Genomic DNA, 14,395 nt, shown 5'->3' on the forward strand with positions numbered 1-14,395 from the left:
GTGGCTCGCGCGATGTTGTCGGCAGGATTGGCCTAAGCAACCGAATCCTACGCCAAATCAACCGCTTATGCTACATCCGCCAGCCTTGCGAAAACGCCGTCATGAATAAGACGGGCTAGCGATATGTTGTCAGCCGCATTAAATGTCGGTGGAGCCGTCGTTTACATTCGTCTGGACGACGACCTTGCCTGGAGGCGACAGTGATGTCCTTGGCCATGAATCGTTCCGTGGATGATGCAGAGACCGAGTTCCTGGAGAGTATGCGCCCATACTACGAAGGCCTTGGATACCATTTCAAGGTGCACCCGCTCCGGACAGAGGTTCCCGGCTTCCTTGCTTCCCATCTTCCGGACGCGGTGGCATCCAAGGAGGACGGCGGCATCGTGGTCAAGCTGGTTTCGCTACTGCCGCGGACCCTCCAGCCGTCGGTCGTCGAGCTTCGCAACCTGATCAAGGAGCGTCCCGAATGGCAGCTGACCGTCGCTCACATGGGCGGGGATCCATCCGGCAAACATGAAATGCCCGTGGTGGGAAAGGATCCCATACTGCTCAGGGCCGATGAAGCGGAGCAGCTGGCTGCGGATGGTCATGTGGCTGCGGCCTTCGTATTGGGCTGGAGCTTGCTGGAAGCTACTCTCAACAGTCTCCATCCTTCTGCCGACAAGCGTCCTCGAACGCCAGGCACCGTGGTGCAGACGCTGTCGATGAATGGCGATATCTCCTACGAGATGGAAAAAGTGCTGCGACCGTTGATCGATCTGCGGAACAGGGTCGTTCACGGCGATCTGGATGCAATGCCGAGCCTCGACGACGTGGATCAGGTGCTGACCGCTGTACGGACGGCGCTAACGGAGCCTGCCGTAGACGCTGCCAGCTAGACTCTCGGCGGAATATGCGCAATCAGCGGCAGCGCATCCGTGTGCGCAGCCATACGCACTCGTAGCACCTTCAACCGAGACTCCAGTTCAGCGCGCATGACCGCTCTTCCCGCCGATCGCATGGACCAGGTCCTCAAGCGCCACGATTACATCGAGGCGCAGCTGGCGGCCGGGCCGGATTCGGAGACCTATGTCCGACTCGCCTCGGAATATTCCGAGATCCAGGACCTCGTCGTCCAGATCAAGGCGCTACGTGCGGCCGAGCGGGAGCGGGACGGCATCCGGGCGATGCTCGCCGACAAGGCCACCGATGCCGAGATGCGGGCGCTGGCCGAGGCCGAACTCGACGAGGTGGAGGAGCGGATCGAGACCGTCGAGCAGGCGATCCAGCTGCTGCTGCTGCCCCGGGACGCGGCCGATGCCCGCAGCGCCATCCTCGAAATCCGCGCCGGCACCGGCGGCGACGAGGCGGCGATCTTCGCCGGCGACCTGTTTCGCATGTACGAGCGCTACGCCGCCGACCATGGCTGGAAGGTCGAACTCGTCTCGGCGAGCGAAGGTGACGCCGGCGGCTACAAGGAGATCATCGCCACCGTCTCGGGCAAGGGCGTGTTCTCGAAGCTGAAGTTCGAGTCGGGCGTCCACCGCGTACAGCGCGTGCCGGCGACGGAGGCAAGCGGGCGCATCCATACCTCTGCGGCCACCGTCGCGGTGCTGCCGGAGGCCGAGGAGATCGACGTCGAGATCCGCAACGAGGACATCAGAATCGACACGATGCGGGCCTCGGGCGCCGGCGGCCAGCACGTCAACACCACCGATTCGGCGGTGCGCATCACCCATTTGCCGACGGGCGTGGTGGTGGTGCAGGCGGAGAAGTCGCAGCACCAGAACCGGGCGCGGGCCATGCAGATCCTGCGCGCGCGCCTGTTCGACATGCAGCGCACCAAGGCGGCGGACGAGCGCTCGGAAGCGCGCAGGCTGCAGGTCGGCTCCGGCGACCGGTCCGAGCGCATCCGCACCTACAATTTTCCGCAGGGCCGGCTGACGGACCACCGCATCAATCTCACCCTCTACAAGCTCGACCGGGTGATGGAAGGCGACCTCGACGACGTCATCGACGCGCTGATTTCCGATCACCAGACGAAGCTCCTCGCCGAGATGGGCGAGAATGGCTGAGATACCCGCCGGGCCGGGCGAGCCGCTCGACGCCCTGCTGCGGCGACTGCGCGGAACGCTCGCCGCAGCCGGCATCGCGGACGCCGCGCTCGACGCGCGGCTGCTGCTCGAGCACGCGACGTCGACCGACCGGATGGACATGATCCGCGACCCCGGGCGCCTGGTCCCCGCGGAGGCGGTGCTGGCCGCGGAGACGATGGTGTCGCGGCGGCTGGCGGGCGAACCGGTCCATCGGATTCTCGGACAGCGCGGCTTCTACGGCCTGACGCTCCATCTGTCGCCGGACACGCTGGAGCCCAGGCCGGACACCGAGACGCTGGTCGACCTGGTGCTGCCGCGCCTGCGGGCGATCGCGGCCGAGCGCGGACGATGCCGTATCCTCGATCTCGGCACCGGGACCGGCGCCATTGCGCTGGCGCTGCTGTCGCAGATCCCGCAAGCCCGCGCGGTCGCCGCCGACATCGCAACGGGCGCGCTTGCCATGGCACGGCGGAATGCCGAGGCAAATGGTCACGCGGACCGCTTCGAAACGGTGCTGTCGGACTGGCTCGAGGATATTTCCGGCCGCTATGATGCAATCCTGTCGAACCCTCCCTACATAACGCGAAGCGAGTACGACGCGCTTGCACCAGAGGTGAAGGATCACGATCCGCCGCGGGCGCTGCTTGCCGGGTCCGATGGGCTTGAAGCCTACCGTGCGATCGCCGCAGCGGTGACGCTCAACCTGGAAGCAGGCGGTATCGTCGGGCTGGAGATCGGAGCCAGCCAGAAGGACGACGTCACAGAAGTCTTCGAAGCGGCGGGACTGGTCCTGATCGATGCGGCCAAGGATATCGGCGGCCGCGACCGGGCGCTGGTCTTCGGCCTTTGATCTTCAAAATTGTGCCATGCGAAAAAGTGCTTGGCATACGTTGCGATACCGGATAGCTTCCGGCCACCGGATGAGACGAAGCAGGCAGTGCTGATCGGTTCGGTTCCTTCAGGAAACAAGCTGCCGGCCGCGTGACCCACGCAAGTGCTTCGTATGGGGTTCCTCCGGCCCATGGTGAGAAACCAGGAACGTGATGGCTGGGCCGGCGGCCGAGGCATGCCGCGGTGCTCGTAATCGGAAGGCGCTTCAGAAGCCCTTGTCGGCTGTGGCGCCCGCTTATTTCAACATGATTGAATCGAAGAGTATCGGATGAGGCCACAACAGCAGAACAGGCGCATGCGCGGCAGAAACAACAATAATAATAACAGTAACAACAATGCCAATCGCAAGGGCCCCAATCCTCTTACCCGTAGCTACGAGAGCAACGGGCCCGACGTGAAGATCAGGGGCTCAGCCCAGCAGATCGCAGAAAAATACGCTACGCTCGCCCGCGACGCCCATAGCTCGGGGGATCGGGTCATGGCGGAGAACTACCTGCAGCACGCCGAGCACTACAACCGCATCATCATGGCGGCGCAGGGCCAGATGCCGGCTCCCGTGCCGCGCGACCAGCGCGACGAGTTCGACGACGAGGATGGCGACGAGTCGGGCGAGCAGCCCTTCAACCAGCCGCAGGAAGCGCGCCAGCCGGACGCACGCCAGAACGATGGCCGCCAGAACGAGAATCGCGACGGGCGCCAGCAGGATGGCCGCCAGAACGAGTCGCGCCAGAATGACGGCCGGCAGGGCGAGAACCGCGAAGGCCGCCAGCAGGACGGCCGCCAGCGGGAGAATCGTCGGGAAGACGGGCGTCGCGACGACGGGAACCGCCGAGAAGACGGGCGTCGCGAGGACGGTCGCCGCGACAGCGAGAATCAGCCGCGCGAGCATCGTCGCGACCAGCAGCCCCAGCCCGTCGTGGCGCGGGAGACGGCCGGCGCCGGTGAGACCCGGCCGCATGACGGCAGCGGTCCACAGCCCGTGATCGAAGGCATGCCGGCCGAGGTCGCGCTCGAGCAGGAAGCCATGGCCGGCCAGAAGGCAGCCGGTCGCCGCCGCGGTCGTCCGCCGCGCGCCGAGGGTGGAGACGACGTCGCTCCCGTCGCTTCGACGCCCGCTCCCGAACCGGCGGCTTCCGAAGCCGTCGCTGCGCCTGCACCGGCCGAAGCGCCAGCCGCAGCAGCAGCCGACGACGCAGCACCGCGCCGTCCCCGACGGCCCCGCCGTCCGCGCAGCCGCGACGAGGGCGAGCAGGGTACCGAGGATCCTGCCGACGAGACCGTCGCCGCGCAGTAGATAGCGCGACGCGACATCTTCTATCTGCGGAAACGCGCAGAGACCGCCGGGCACTTCCCCGGCATCCAAGGGGGCCGCGAGGCCCCCTTTCGTTTGTCGGCAGCTTGCGCCTTCCCGCGCGGCCGCTGTCGGGTGACGGGTGCAACCGAGGCGACGCTGCGCGCATGCCCGTGCCCGCTTCGGTCGGAACCTCGCAGGTCGGCCTTTGCCGCAGCTTGAAATTCCCACGAGATCGTTATACTCAATAACATTATTTCTCGGGAGGAGATCAGCATGCCGGTCATCGCCGCATCAGGAGTGCGGGCTGTTCGCATGGGCGAGCAATCCGTTATCTCGACCAAAGGGCCCTCCGGCGCGACCTATGTCGAGTCCGTGCGTCCCTTGGGCGACTATCCTCGTTCGATGATCGACTGGCTGCGACGCTGGGCGGTCGAGACTCCCGAACGGGTATTCCTCGCCGACCGCGGGGAGGACGGCGAATGGCGCAAGGTCACGTACGCGCAGGCGCTGGCGAAGGCGCGCTCGATCGCGCAGTACCTGCTCGACCGGAAACTCTCCGCCGAGAGACCGATCGTCATCCTCTCTGGCAACTCCGTCGAACACGGTCTGATCGCGCTCGGCGCGATGATGGCAGGCGTTCCCTTCGCGCCGGTCTCGCCGGCCTACTCGCTGGTCTCTAAGGACCATGCCAAGCTGCGACACATCTTTTCGCTGCTCACGCCAGGTCTCGTCTTCGCAGCCGACGGCAGGCCCTTCGAGGCTGCGCTCCGTTCGGTGATGCAGGACGACATCGGTCTGGTGGTGGCGCGCCATGCCGTCGGCGGTCTTGCGTCCGACAGTTTCGACACGATGGCCTCCACGGTCGCCACCGATGCGGTCGAAGCGGCCGATGCGGCAGTCGACCCCGACCAGCCGGCCAAGTTCCTTTTCACGTCGGGCTCCACCGGCATGCCGAAGGCCGTCATCAACACGCAGCGGATGATGACCTGCAATCAGCTGATGATCGTCTCGGCCATGGCGTTCCTCGCAGACGAGCCGCCGGTGATGGTCGACTGGCTGCCGTGGAACCACACGGCAGGCGGCAACCACAATTTCGGGATCGCGCTTTCCAATGGCGGCACGCTCTACATCGACGACGGCGCGCCGACGCCGGGGGGCATCGACAAGACGGTCCGAAACCTCACCGAGGTCGCGCCGACGCTCTATTTCAACGTTCCGAAGGGCTACGAGATGCTGACCGAGCATCTCGCCCGCAATGCGGCGCTGCGCGAGCGCTTCTTCAGCAAGCTCAAGCTCATGCAGTATGCCGGCGCGAGCCTCGCCAAGCACGTCTGGGACGCGCTGGAGAAGCACGCGATCGACACGACGGGCGAGAAGGTGATGATCATCACCGGCTATGGCTCGACAGAAACGGCGCCCTTCGCCTTCACCACGACCTGGCCGGTCAACCAGCCGGGCGAGGTGGGGCTGCCGGCCCCGGCGCTGAAGATCAAGCTCGTGTCGAACGCCGAGAAGCTGGAGATCCGGCTGAAAGGTCCGAGCATCACACCCGGCTACTGGCGCCAGCCCGACAAGACCGCCGAGTGCTTCGACGACGAGGGCTACTACATGATCGGCGACGCAGTGCGGTTCGTCGATCCCGCCGACGTGTCAAAAGGCTTCATGTTCGATGGCCGCGTGACCGAGGACTTCAAGCTGTCGACCGGCACTTGGGTGAACATGGCCGGCGTGCGCGGCTCGATCGTTTCCGGATTCGCGCCCTATGTGCGCGACGTGGTCCTGACCGGGCTCGACCGCAACCACATCGGCGCGCTGCTGTTCCTCGATATCGATGCCACGCTGCGGCTCGCGCCGGAAGTGCCCGTCGCCGACGAGAAGCATCTGGCGCATCATCCCGCGGTGCTCCTGCATTTCCAGGACAAGCTCGACGCGCTTGCGAAGAAATCGACCGGCAGTTCCAATCTCGTGGCGCGCGTCATCATCCTCGACACACCACCCTCCATCGACGCGCACGAGATCACCGACAAGGGTTCGATCAACCAGCGTGCCGTCATGCAGACGCGGGCGAAGCTGGTCGCGGATCTCTACACCGATCCGGCGCCGCTCCACGTGCTGGTGGCGAACCGGAAGGGCTGACGACCCGCGGCATCCCACCGGAAAAGGAGCCGGCCATGCTGGTCAACCGACGCGACGTGGAGATCGAGTGGGGCGACTGCGATGCCGCAGGCATCGTCTTCTATCCACGCTACTTCGCCATGTTCGATGCCTCGACGGCCTATCTCCTGGAAATGGCGACGGGGATGAAGAAGATCGCCTGGACGAAGGCCTACGGCATCGTCGGTACCCCGATGGTCGATACCGGCGCGAAGTTCATCCTGCCGTCCCGCTATGGCGACGTGATCACGATCGAGACGGCCGCCGGAGAGGTCCGGCGCTCGAGCTTCGACGTCAGGCACCGGGTGTTCAAGGGCGAGACGCTGGCGATCGAAGCGCACGAGACGCGGGTCTGGGCGGGCCGGGATCCCGAGAACCCCGACCGCATCAAGGGGTTTGCGATCCCGGACGCGGTCGTGGCGGCACTGAGGGGCGAATAGCTGCCTCCGTTCCTCTGTGGGAAGCAATGAAAGCCTTGATTGCCGACCAAACCTCCGTTTCATGGCCGACCAGCATGTGTCCGCCGTCGCCGTAGATGTTCAGGCGCGCGCCGGGGGCGGTCGACGCGATGTGGCGCGCTGCCGCTGCCGTCCCGTAGAGATCGTCTTCGGCGCTCAACGCCAGGACTGGACAGGTGATGTCTTGCAGCGGGTAGGGCGGCGGATCGCCTGCCGTGGCCATGTCCATCAGCAATCCCTGCTTCCGCCGGCTCACCGGCAGAATGTGGAAGAGCATGTCGCGGAGGCGGGCGCGTTCGGCGGACCCGGCGACATCCACCAGCGACGGGTCAGTCGCCAGGACCATGCGCGTCATGAAGGCGGGCGCGACCCTGATCGCGGCCCAGAACAGGGCGTCCGAGCCGAGCGCGGCTTCGATGAGCGGCCAGGCGGCTGGCGCGGCGTTGGTGCCGGGCGGTCGGTCGGGCGCATGGCTTGCCGGCACGACGAGGATCAGTGCACGGCAGCGGGCCGGGTGGCGGAGGGCGAACTGGATCGCCGACAGGGCACCCGCCGAGCCTCCCACCACGACGGTCGCGTCGATGCGCAGCGCATCCAGGAGGGCGGCGAAGGCGTCGGCCTGGCTTGCCGGCGTCGCATCGGCCGGCATCGCGCTGCGAAGATAGCCGAAGCGTGACGGGGCGATGACGCGGAAGCCGTCGTCCAGCAGCGGTGCGGCGAAGGCAAGGCCCTGGTCGAAGCCGCCACCGCTGCCGTGGATCATCAGGACGGGCGAGCCATGGCCGACGTCGGCGTATTCGACGGCGCCCCAGGGGCTGTCGGCGAGCCTGCTCGCCACGCTTGATGCTGCCCGTGCGATGGCAATGTCGTGGCGGTAGGCGGCGGCGGCCAGACCCGCCGGGACGAGCAGGACGAGGACGAGCAGGATCGATCGCATCATCGGGAAGGTGTCTCCGGCCGCGGCCGGTGGCCACGAACGCGGATGAGACTGCACCTCGGCGCGGGGCAGCGACATGATCGGAATCAAGCCGGCAGGACGGCGGGCTGCGTCGTCGCGGTGCGCCCGGGGCTAGGTCTCGGAAAGCGGCCCCTCGCCAGCGGGCGGGCAGAGCAGCCTGTCGAGCAGTTCGATCAGCCGGTCGCGTTCGGCGGTGCCACCGAGGCGCTCGATCAGGCGGTTCTCGTGTTCCGCCCACATCGCGGTCATCCTGCGGACGAAACGCGCGCCTTCCTCGGTCAGATGGACGGAATGCGAGCGGCGATCGGTCTGCGCCTTGCGGCGCTCGGCAAGGCCACGCTTTTCCAGATTGTCCATCAGGGCGACGAAGTTGGCGCGCTTGACGCCCAGCATCTCGGCGATCTCGGACTGCTTGAGCCCCGGCGTCTCGGCGATGATGGCGAGCACGGAGAACTCGGTCGGGCGCAGCTTCATGCGCGAGAAGGTTTCGATGAAATCCTGGAAAACGTAGAGCTGCGCGCGTCTGAGCTTGTAGCCGATGATGGTGGCCATCGGCGGGACTTCAAGTCGGCCCGACGCCTTCGCAAGGGTCTCGATGCCCTTGCCTGCACGTCCGGTCCGGGTCTCCCGCGCGGTCATTTCACTTCATAGACCGAAATGAGGACCGCCGCCGCCAGGCGCGCGCCGGTGCCGACGCAGATCATCCGGTTGAGCCAGCCGTAGCGTGGATCGCCGGTCTCGAAACGCGGAAGGGTGCGCATGTAGTAGAGCGCCGGGTCGACCGGTTCGCCGCGGCCAACAGCCGCCAGCACGTCGGCCGGGCCGTGGCGGTAGCCGAAGTTGCGGATGTCGATCAGAGCGCCGTCATGCGTCTCGATCGCATAGCGCGTGTCGAGTTCCGCATTGGCGTCCGCCATGATCGTCTGCCAGTCGGCTCCGAGGTTCAGAATGCGGCCATTGAGGCGCTCCCCCTCCACCTTGCCGCCGATGATGGGAATGATCCGCCGCCTGCCGCGCGGCGCGTCGCCGAGTTCCATGGGCTTTGCCAGTTCGACGGTCAGGTCGCAGAGGTGGACGAGGTCGGGTCTGGCGAGAGCGGTCATCGTCGTCACTTCATGGTCAGGGGCAGGAACAGCACGATCGCGGGAAAGACGATCAGCAGGATCAGCCGGAGAATGTCGGTGAGGACGAAGGGGAAGACGCCCTTGAAGATCGTCACCAGACTGACTTCGCGCGCGATGGTGTTGATGACGAAGACGTTCATGCCGACGGGAGGCGTGATCAGGCCGAGTTCGACCGTCATGACGATGATGACGCCGAACCAGATCGGGTCGAAGCCGAGATGGAGGATGACCGGGAAGACGATCGGCACGAGGAGAATGATCATGGCCATCGCATCCAGGATGCAGCCCATGAGCAGGAAGAAGGCGAGGATCAGGGCCAGCGTGCCGTAGGCGCCGAAGTCGAGCGCGACGAGGAAGGCGGTGATCTTCTGGGGCGTCTGGGTGATGGCGAGGAAATAGCCGAACAGCACCGCGCCGATGAGGATGGTGTAGATCGCAACGGAGGTGCGCAGCGCCTCGATCAGGCTGTCCATGATCTTGTTCAGGTTCAGCCGGCCGCGCAGCACGCCGATCAGGCAGGTGAGGACGGAGCCCACGGCGGCGGCTTCGGTGGCGGTGGCGATGCCGAGATACATCGAGCCGATGATGGCGATGAACAGGATCAGCACCGCCCAGACGTCGCGCAACGACTGCACGGCATCGCGGATCACGAAACGCTCGCCCGGCGGTAGCGAGCGGCCATAGGCGACGCGCACGGTCAGCATGTACATGATGACCGCCAGCGCGCCGGGAATGATGCCGGCGACGAAGAGCTTTCCGACGTCCTGCTCGGTGATGTAGGCATAGACGGCCAGCACCACCGATGGCGGGATGAGGATGCCGAGCGTTCCGCCAGCCGCGATGACCCCGCTCGACACCTCGTTGGAATAGCCGACGCGCCGCATCTCGGGCAGCGCGATCTTGGTCATGGTCGCGGCCGTTGCGACAGACGAGCCGCAGATCGCGGCGAAGCCGCCGCAGGCGGCGATGGTGGACAGGGCCATGCCGCCCTTCAGGAAGCCCAGCCACGCATGGCCGGCCCGGAACAGTTCCCGCGACATGCCCGAATTGGTCGCGAAGACGCCCATCAGGATGAAGAAGGGAATGAGACTCAGGTTGAAGTCGCTGATCACCCGGATCGGCGACTGCGCGAGCAGATTGAGCGCCGGCTTGATGCCGGTGATGGCAGCGAAGCCGCCGACGCCGACGAGGCCCATGGCCACCCCGATCGGGACGCGCAGCGCCATCATGGCGAACAGGACGACGAATCCGGCTACGGCGACGAAATCAGCGTTCGACATCGGTCTTTCCGGTGCGCGCAGCCTGCTCGGCCGCGTCGAAATGGTCGAGCGAGCCGCGCCCGGCGGCGATGATGACGATGCGCGCCAGGGCCGTGAAGACAGCCACCGTCGCGCCGGCGCAGATCAGCGCCAGGAAGGGCCAGGCCGGCAGCCGTAGGTCGAAGGTCGCCTCGCCGCTGCGGAAGGCGCTCATCACGCGGTCGAACATCTTCCAGGACAAGAGCACGGTGAAGACGAGAAGCACCGTCCAGGCGATCAGGTCGACGATTCGCCGCATCAGCGGCGGCATCAGCTCCACGAAGATGTCGACCTTGATGTGCGAGCCGCGGAACGCCACGCTGGCGAATCCCCACATGATGGCGACGCCGAGCATGAGGCGCGAGATGTCGAAGGCCTCGGGGATCGGCGAGGCGAATCCGTAGCGCCCGATGGCGGACGCCACGACCAGCAGGGTGATCGCGGCGAGGAAAAGGCCGGCGATCCGGTCGATCGCCAGCGAGAATCGTTCCAGAGCCCTGATGAGAGCGTCCATGCGGGTCAGCCGTTTTCGATGGAGAGGAGCCGGCCCCGGGGCCGGCTCCTCCATTCCGGATCAGTAACGCGAGTTGTTGCTCTCGAGCGCCGCGACGAAGTCGGCGTAGATCTTCTCGGGATCGCCGCCTGCCTTGGTGACGTCGGCCTTCCAGGAATCGATCAGCGGCTGTGCCGCGTCGCGCCAGAGCTGCACCTCGGCATCCGTCGGCTTGTAAAGCTCATGCTCGCCGGAATCGATCATCTTCTGGCGGCCGGAATATTCGTTGTCGGCCCAGCCGGTGGAGAACTGCTTCGACCACTCCGGCGTGCAGTGATCGTCGATGACCTTCTTGTCCTCCGGCGCGAGGCCATTGTAGGTGTCCTTGTTGAAAAGGAGCATCTGCGAGGAAAGATAGAAGGGCATGTCGAGGTGATACTTCACCTCCGAGTCGATGCCGAAGATGTAGATCGAGTTCCAGGGGAAGGTCATCGCGTCCGCGGTGCCCTTGGCGATCGCCTCGCGGGCCTCCGGCGCCGGCACCTGGACGCTCGCGCCGCCGAGCTGGCTGACGAAGCGGGCCATGGTGGCATGGGCCGGGCGAATGTTCTTGCCCTTGACGTCGGCCGGAACCTTGATCGGGGTCTTGGAGTGCATCGTGCCGGGATCATGCGGATTGATCAGGCAGAAGAAGACGTCCTTCATCTCCGTTTCGGCGATCGGGTCGTACCATTCGTGCAGCGCCTTGGCGCCGTCCTTGGCGTTGGTCGCCTGGAAGGGGATTTCGGCGAGGCTGTAGATCGGGAAACGCCCGGCCTGATAGCCCGGATTGGTGTAGCTGATGTCGACGATGCCGTCGCGCGCCATGTCGTAGTGGTCCGGCGCGGCGCCGAGCTGCTGCGCGGGGAAGATGGTGATGTTGATGCGGCCGTTGGAGGCCTGCTTGATCGATTCGGCCCAGGGCTCGATGCCGAGGGTCTGGATCGGGTGGGTCGCCGGCACCCAGTGCGAGAGGCGCAGCTCGACTTCCGCCGCCTGCGCGGCGAATGCGGTCATGGATATGGATGCGGCAAGAGCCGCTACGGTCTGACGATTCATTGGTCTTCCTCCCTTTTCATCATACTGACAGGGGTCGGGCGATCGCGCCAGCCCCGTGCTTGAATGACGCGAGAACGTTATGGTATGTAACAATATAATCAAGAGGAATTTTCTGCTGGCCGACGGCTGCAGGGGGAGAAGAAGCGCATGAATTCCACCGCCGATGCCGCAGTCGCGTCCGATCGCGCCATGCTGGTCGAGATCCGCGACACGATCGCGGTCCTGTCCTTCAACCGCCCCGACAAGCGCAATGCGATCAACGACATGCTGCTGGACGAGCTTCGCGACTTCTTCTCGAAGCCGCCGAAGGGCGTCCGCGCGGTGGTGCTGCAGGGGCTGGGCGGCCATTTCTCGGCCGGCCTCGACCTGTCGGAACAGTCGCGCCGCGAGCCCGAACAGGTGCTCTACCATTCGCGCAGCTGGCATGCGGTGATGGAACTGATGCAGTTCGGCGGGCTGCCGATCGTCTCGGTGCTGACCGGGGCGGTGATGGGCGGCGGCCTCGAGATCGCGGCGGCCACACATGTGCGGGTCGCCGAACCTTCCGCGATGTTCCAGCTGCCGGAAGGCAAGCGCGGCATCTTCGTCGGCGGGGGCGCGACGGTCCGCGTCGGGCGCATCATCGGTCCGGACCGGATGACCGAGATGATGCTGACCGGGCGTCGCTACGATGCGCAGGACGGGCTGCGGCTCGGCCTCTCGCACTATCTCGTCGAGCCGGGCGAGGGGCTTGCGAAAGCGCTGAAGCTGGCGGCGGAGATCGCGTCGAATGCGACGCTGGTCAACTACCTGATCATCCAGGCCATTTCGCGCATCGACGACATGTCGCGCGCCGACGGTCTGTTTGCCGAAAGCCTCAGCGCAGCGCTGTCGCAGTCGGGCGCCGATGCGCTGGAAGGCCTCAACGCCTTCCTGGAGAAGCGCAAGCCCAGCTTCAGGTGAAGCCGTCGGCGCGGCCGCACGCTGCCGCGACCGTCGTGATGCAGATCTCGGCTCAGTGCCCGGTGCCGTGGGCCTTTTCACCGTCGGCCGTGAATGTCGGGCGATTCTTGCCGCCTTTGGCGTCGCGACGCTTCAGCGCGTTGTCGCGGATCTGCTCCTTGGTCAGATAGTCGACCTGTTCGATCATGACCTCGTAGACCAGATCGTTTCCGACCCGCTTGTTGATGCTGTCCTTGAGCCCGTTGCGCATCGCGTCGAGGTCGACTCCTGCGACCCGGGAGAAGTCGATCGACGGGTTCGAGAAAAGGTAGGTATAGACCTCGTCGACCAGGATGGTGTCGATGGGCAGCGCGAGCTTCTTCAGCTTCTCGACGTCGGCGGCATAGACGAACTTCGACAGGAAGTAGCCCTTCACGGTGCCTTCCTGCACCACCGGAACCGACAGCATGTCGGTCTTCACGAATTCCAGCTTGCCGTTGTAGGGCGAATCGCCCTCGACGACGGGCTGCTCGCCGTTCATCGAGTAGGACATGAAGATCGTCCCGATCGTGACGCCGATGATCCAGACCGCCGCTACGATGAACTTGATCATGCCGAGCGCATCCTAGTGAAGGCGTCCGAACCGTAGGTGCCGTCCGCTTCGGACTGTTCGATCGCATCCTGGATCAGCCCGGCCACCTCCGTTACCGCCTTCAGGTGGGCGGCGATGGCGGCCTGGTTCTCGGCCAGCTTGCCGCGCAGGCGGATGATGCCGTCGCGGTTGGCCTGCAGCACGTCCGGCCTGATGTCGCGCACCGCCTTGTTGAGTTCGTAGAGATAGCGGCTCTTTCGGTCGTTCGAGGCCTGCAGGTCGAAGGTCACGTCGGTGCGGATGGACCTGGTCTCGACCTCGACGGCCTCCTCGATGCGCGCGATGATGCCGGGGAGGCTGGCGCCGCGCAGTCCCGCCTGCGGATCGGCGCGCGGGCGCGGAACGTTCGCGGGAACCTGGGAGTAGAGGTCGTGTTCGCTCATCGCTCCGGTCCTTCCGATCGTCAGCGACCGGCCGTCACGCCGCCGGTGGCGTCACCCGCGAGGTCGACGACGCTGCGCATGATGTTGCGCTGGATCTCGTGCACCATGGCCACGGAGAGCAGCGACTGCGTGTCGGCATGCTCCGTTCCTTCCGGATCGCCGTCGACGCCGCCCACGGGAATGCGCCGGTCCTGCGCCATGTAATAATCGCCGAGCACGCGGTCGGCGATGCCGATGCCGCCGGCCTTGGCCATCTGCTGCCCGAGTTCCTGGGCAAGGAAGCTCTTCCACATGTCACCGGCTATGCCGCCGCCGTAGACGCTCTCGGCGTCCTGCGGAAGCATGGACTGCAGGAAGGTCTGCAGCACCATGGCCTCGAACTTCTGGAACGCCTCGGGCGCCTGGCCGCGGTTCGAGACGGTGACGCCGCGCATGCCCGCAAGGTCTCCGGGAACCTCGAAGCCGGCCGTGGCGGCGGCCTTGTCGACGAATGCCGCAAGCCGTGCCCGTGCGGCTTCCAGCGCCTGCGGCTCTGCCGCGCGGGCCACGTCCATGATGATGTCGCTCGGCGGTGAGATGCTCACGGGAGGCCTTCT

The 14,395-nt window shown here is 65.8% G+C and carries 16 protein-coding genes; 7 read left to right on the plus strand and 9 right to left on the minus strand.

Features of this window, described 5'->3' with window-relative positions; translation table 11 throughout:
* The first annotated feature begins 203 nt into the window (after positions 1 to 203).
* The 6 genes from N1F91_RS12110 to N1F91_RS12135 all read left to right on the plus strand — a co-directional run bounded on the left by N1F91_RS12110 (position 204) and on the right by N1F91_RS12135 (position 6,854).
* Positions 204 to 878 carry a hypothetical protein gene (locus tag N1F91_RS12110; protein WP_289992435.1) on the plus strand — a complete coding sequence of 225 codons (675 nt, stop codon included), beginning with the start codon at positions 204 to 206 and terminating at the stop codon, positions 876 to 878.
* Positions 879 to 974: 96 nt separating this feature from the next.
* Positions 975 to 2,054 carry a peptide chain release factor 1 gene (prfA, locus tag N1F91_RS12115; protein WP_289992436.1) on the plus strand — a complete coding sequence of 360 codons (1,080 nt, stop codon included), beginning with the start codon at positions 975 to 977 and terminating at the stop codon, positions 2,052 to 2,054.
* On the plus strand, positions 2,047 to 2,925 hold the full coding sequence (gene prmC / locus N1F91_RS12120; protein ID WP_289992437.1) for a peptide chain release factor N(5)-glutamine methyltransferase: 879 nt from the start codon (positions 2,047 to 2,049) through the stop codon (positions 2,923 to 2,925). Before prfA ends, prmC begins: the two co-directional genes overlap by 8 nt.
* Before the next feature lie 336 nt (positions 2,926 to 3,261).
* Positions 3,262 to 4,260 (plus strand): DUF4167 domain-containing protein, encoded by a 999-nt coding sequence (locus N1F91_RS12125; protein ID WP_354670541.1) that lies wholly within the window; start codon positions 3,262 to 3,264, stop codon positions 4,258 to 4,260.
* Between the two features lie 273 nt (positions 4,261 to 4,533).
* Complete coding sequence (locus N1F91_RS12130) at positions 4,534 to 6,396, plus strand: feruloyl-CoA synthase (protein ID WP_289992438.1); 1,863 nt, start codon at positions 4,534 to 4,536, stop codon at positions 6,394 to 6,396.
* Between the two features lie 35 nt (positions 6,397 to 6,431).
* Positions 6,432 to 6,854 carry an acyl-CoA thioesterase gene (locus tag N1F91_RS12135; protein WP_289992439.1) on the plus strand — a complete coding sequence of 141 codons (423 nt, stop codon included), beginning with the start codon at positions 6,432 to 6,434 and terminating at the stop codon, positions 6,852 to 6,854.
* On the opposite strand, the gene N1F91_RS12140 is transcribed toward N1F91_RS12135, so the two are convergent.
* From N1F91_RS12140 to N1F91_RS12165, 6 genes are all read right to left on the minus strand, one after another.
* The gene (locus N1F91_RS12140; protein ID WP_289992440.1) at positions 6,802 to 7,812 is read right to left on the minus strand and encodes an alpha/beta hydrolase; all 1,011 of its coding nucleotides are present in this window, start codon (positions 7,810 to 7,812) and stop codon (positions 6,802 to 6,804) included. The genes N1F91_RS12135 and N1F91_RS12140 overlap by 53 nt on opposite strands.
* Positions 7,813 to 7,941: 129 nt before the next feature.
* Entirely contained in the window at positions 7,942 to 8,382 is a 441-nt protein-coding gene (locus tag N1F91_RS12145; protein WP_289992441.1) for a MarR family transcriptional regulator, read from the minus strand.
* An 83-nt stretch (positions 8,383 to 8,465) separates the two neighbouring features.
* Positions 8,466 to 8,933, minus strand: a complete 468-nt coding sequence (locus N1F91_RS12150) for a DUF3237 domain-containing protein (RefSeq protein ID WP_289992442.1) — start codon at positions 8,931 to 8,933, stop codon at positions 8,466 to 8,468.
* 5 nt (positions 8,934 to 8,938) lie between these two features.
* On the minus strand, positions 8,939 to 10,234 hold the full coding sequence (locus tag N1F91_RS12155) for a TRAP transporter permease (protein ID WP_289992443.1): 1,296 nt from the start codon (positions 10,232 to 10,234) through the stop codon (positions 8,939 to 8,941).
* The gene (locus tag N1F91_RS12160; RefSeq protein WP_289992445.1) at positions 10,221 to 10,766 is read right to left on the minus strand and encodes a TRAP transporter small permease; all 546 of its coding nucleotides are present in this window, start codon (positions 10,764 to 10,766) and stop codon (positions 10,221 to 10,223) included. The genes N1F91_RS12155 and N1F91_RS12160 overlap by 14 nt, the downstream gene beginning before the upstream one ends.
* A gap of 60 nt (positions 10,767 to 10,826) precedes the next feature.
* Positions 10,827 to 11,843 carry a TRAP transporter substrate-binding protein gene (locus tag N1F91_RS12165; protein ID WP_289992446.1) on the minus strand — a complete coding sequence of 339 codons (1,017 nt, stop codon included), beginning with the start codon at positions 11,841 to 11,843 and terminating at the stop codon, positions 10,827 to 10,829.
* Between the two features lie 147 nt (positions 11,844 to 11,990).
* Between N1F91_RS12165 and N1F91_RS12170 the strand changes: the two genes are divergently transcribed.
* Entirely contained in the window at positions 11,991 to 12,785 is a 795-nt protein-coding gene (locus N1F91_RS12170) for a crotonase/enoyl-CoA hydratase family protein (RefSeq protein WP_289992447.1), read from the plus strand.
* Positions 12,786 to 12,837: 52 nt separating this feature from the next.
* Here N1F91_RS12170 and N1F91_RS12175 read toward each other — a convergent pair whose 3' ends face one another.
* From N1F91_RS12175 to N1F91_RS12185, 3 genes are read right to left on the minus strand one after another with little or no spacing between them, the layout of a single operon-like run.
* On the minus strand, positions 12,838 to 13,377 hold the full coding sequence (locus N1F91_RS12175; RefSeq protein WP_289992449.1) for a hypothetical protein: 540 nt from the start codon (positions 13,375 to 13,377) through the stop codon (positions 12,838 to 12,840).
* On the minus strand, positions 13,374 to 13,799 hold the full coding sequence (locus N1F91_RS12180) for a hypothetical protein (RefSeq protein WP_289992451.1): 426 nt from the start codon (positions 13,797 to 13,799) through the stop codon (positions 13,374 to 13,376). Before N1F91_RS12180 ends, N1F91_RS12175 begins: the two co-directional genes overlap by 4 nt.
* Before the next feature lie 20 nt (positions 13,800 to 13,819).
* A complete protein-coding gene (locus N1F91_RS12185) occupies positions 13,820 to 14,383 on the minus strand; it encodes a rod-binding protein (RefSeq protein ID WP_289992452.1) in 564 nt (187 codons plus the stop codon).
* Between the last annotated feature and the right edge of the window lie 12 nt (positions 14,384 to 14,395).

Source organism: Aquibium sp. ELW1220, assembly GCF_030398385.1.
GTDB lineage: Bacteria > Pseudomonadota > Alphaproteobacteria > Rhizobiales > Rhizobiaceae > Aquibium.

Coding starts and splice junctions, on each gene's coding strand:
- N1F91_RS12110 (WP_289992435.1), top strand. CDS start 204: ATGTCCTTGGCCATGAATCGTTCCGTGGATGATGCAGAGACCGAGTTC.
- prfA (WP_289992436.1), top strand. CDS start 975: ATGACCGCTCTTCCCGCCGATCGCATGGACCAGGTCCTCAAGCGCCAC.
- prmC (WP_289992437.1), top strand. CDS start 2,047: ATGGCTGAGATACCCGCCGGGCCGGGCGAGCCGCTCGACGCCCTGCTG.
- N1F91_RS12125 (WP_354670541.1), top strand. CDS start 3,262: ATGCGCGGCAGAAACAACAATAATAATAACAGTAACAACAATGCCAAT.
- N1F91_RS12130 (WP_289992438.1), top strand. CDS start 4,534: ATGCCGGTCATCGCCGCATCAGGAGTGCGGGCTGTTCGCATGGGCGAG.
- N1F91_RS12135 (WP_289992439.1), top strand. CDS start 6,432: ATGCTGGTCAACCGACGCGACGTGGAGATCGAGTGGGGCGACTGCGAT.
- N1F91_RS12140 (WP_289992440.1), bottom strand. CDS start 7,812: ATGATGCGATCGATCCTGCTCGTCCTCGTCCTGCTCGTCCCGGCGGGT.
- N1F91_RS12145 (WP_289992441.1), bottom strand. CDS start 8,382: ATGGCCACCATCATCGGCTACAAGCTCAGACGCGCGCAGCTCTACGTT.
- N1F91_RS12150 (WP_289992442.1), bottom strand. CDS start 8,933: ATGACCGCTCTCGCCAGACCCGACCTCGTCCACCTCTGCGACCTGACC.
- N1F91_RS12155 (WP_289992443.1), bottom strand. CDS start 10,234: ATGTCGAACGCTGATTTCGTCGCCGTAGCCGGATTCGTCGTCCTGTTC.
- N1F91_RS12160 (WP_289992445.1), bottom strand. CDS start 10,766: ATGGACGCTCTCATCAGGGCTCTGGAACGATTCTCGCTGGCGATCGAC.
- N1F91_RS12165 (WP_289992446.1), bottom strand. CDS start 11,843: ATGAATCGTCAGACCGTAGCGGCTCTTGCCGCATCCATATCCATGACC.
- N1F91_RS12170 (WP_289992447.1), top strand. CDS start 11,991: ATGAATTCCACCGCCGATGCCGCAGTCGCGTCCGATCGCGCCATGCTG.
- N1F91_RS12175 (WP_289992449.1), bottom strand. CDS start 13,377: ATGATCAAGTTCATCGTAGCGGCGGTCTGGATCATCGGCGTCACGATC.
- N1F91_RS12180 (WP_289992451.1), bottom strand. CDS start 13,799: ATGAGCGAACACGACCTCTACTCCCAGGTTCCCGCGAACGTTCCGCGC.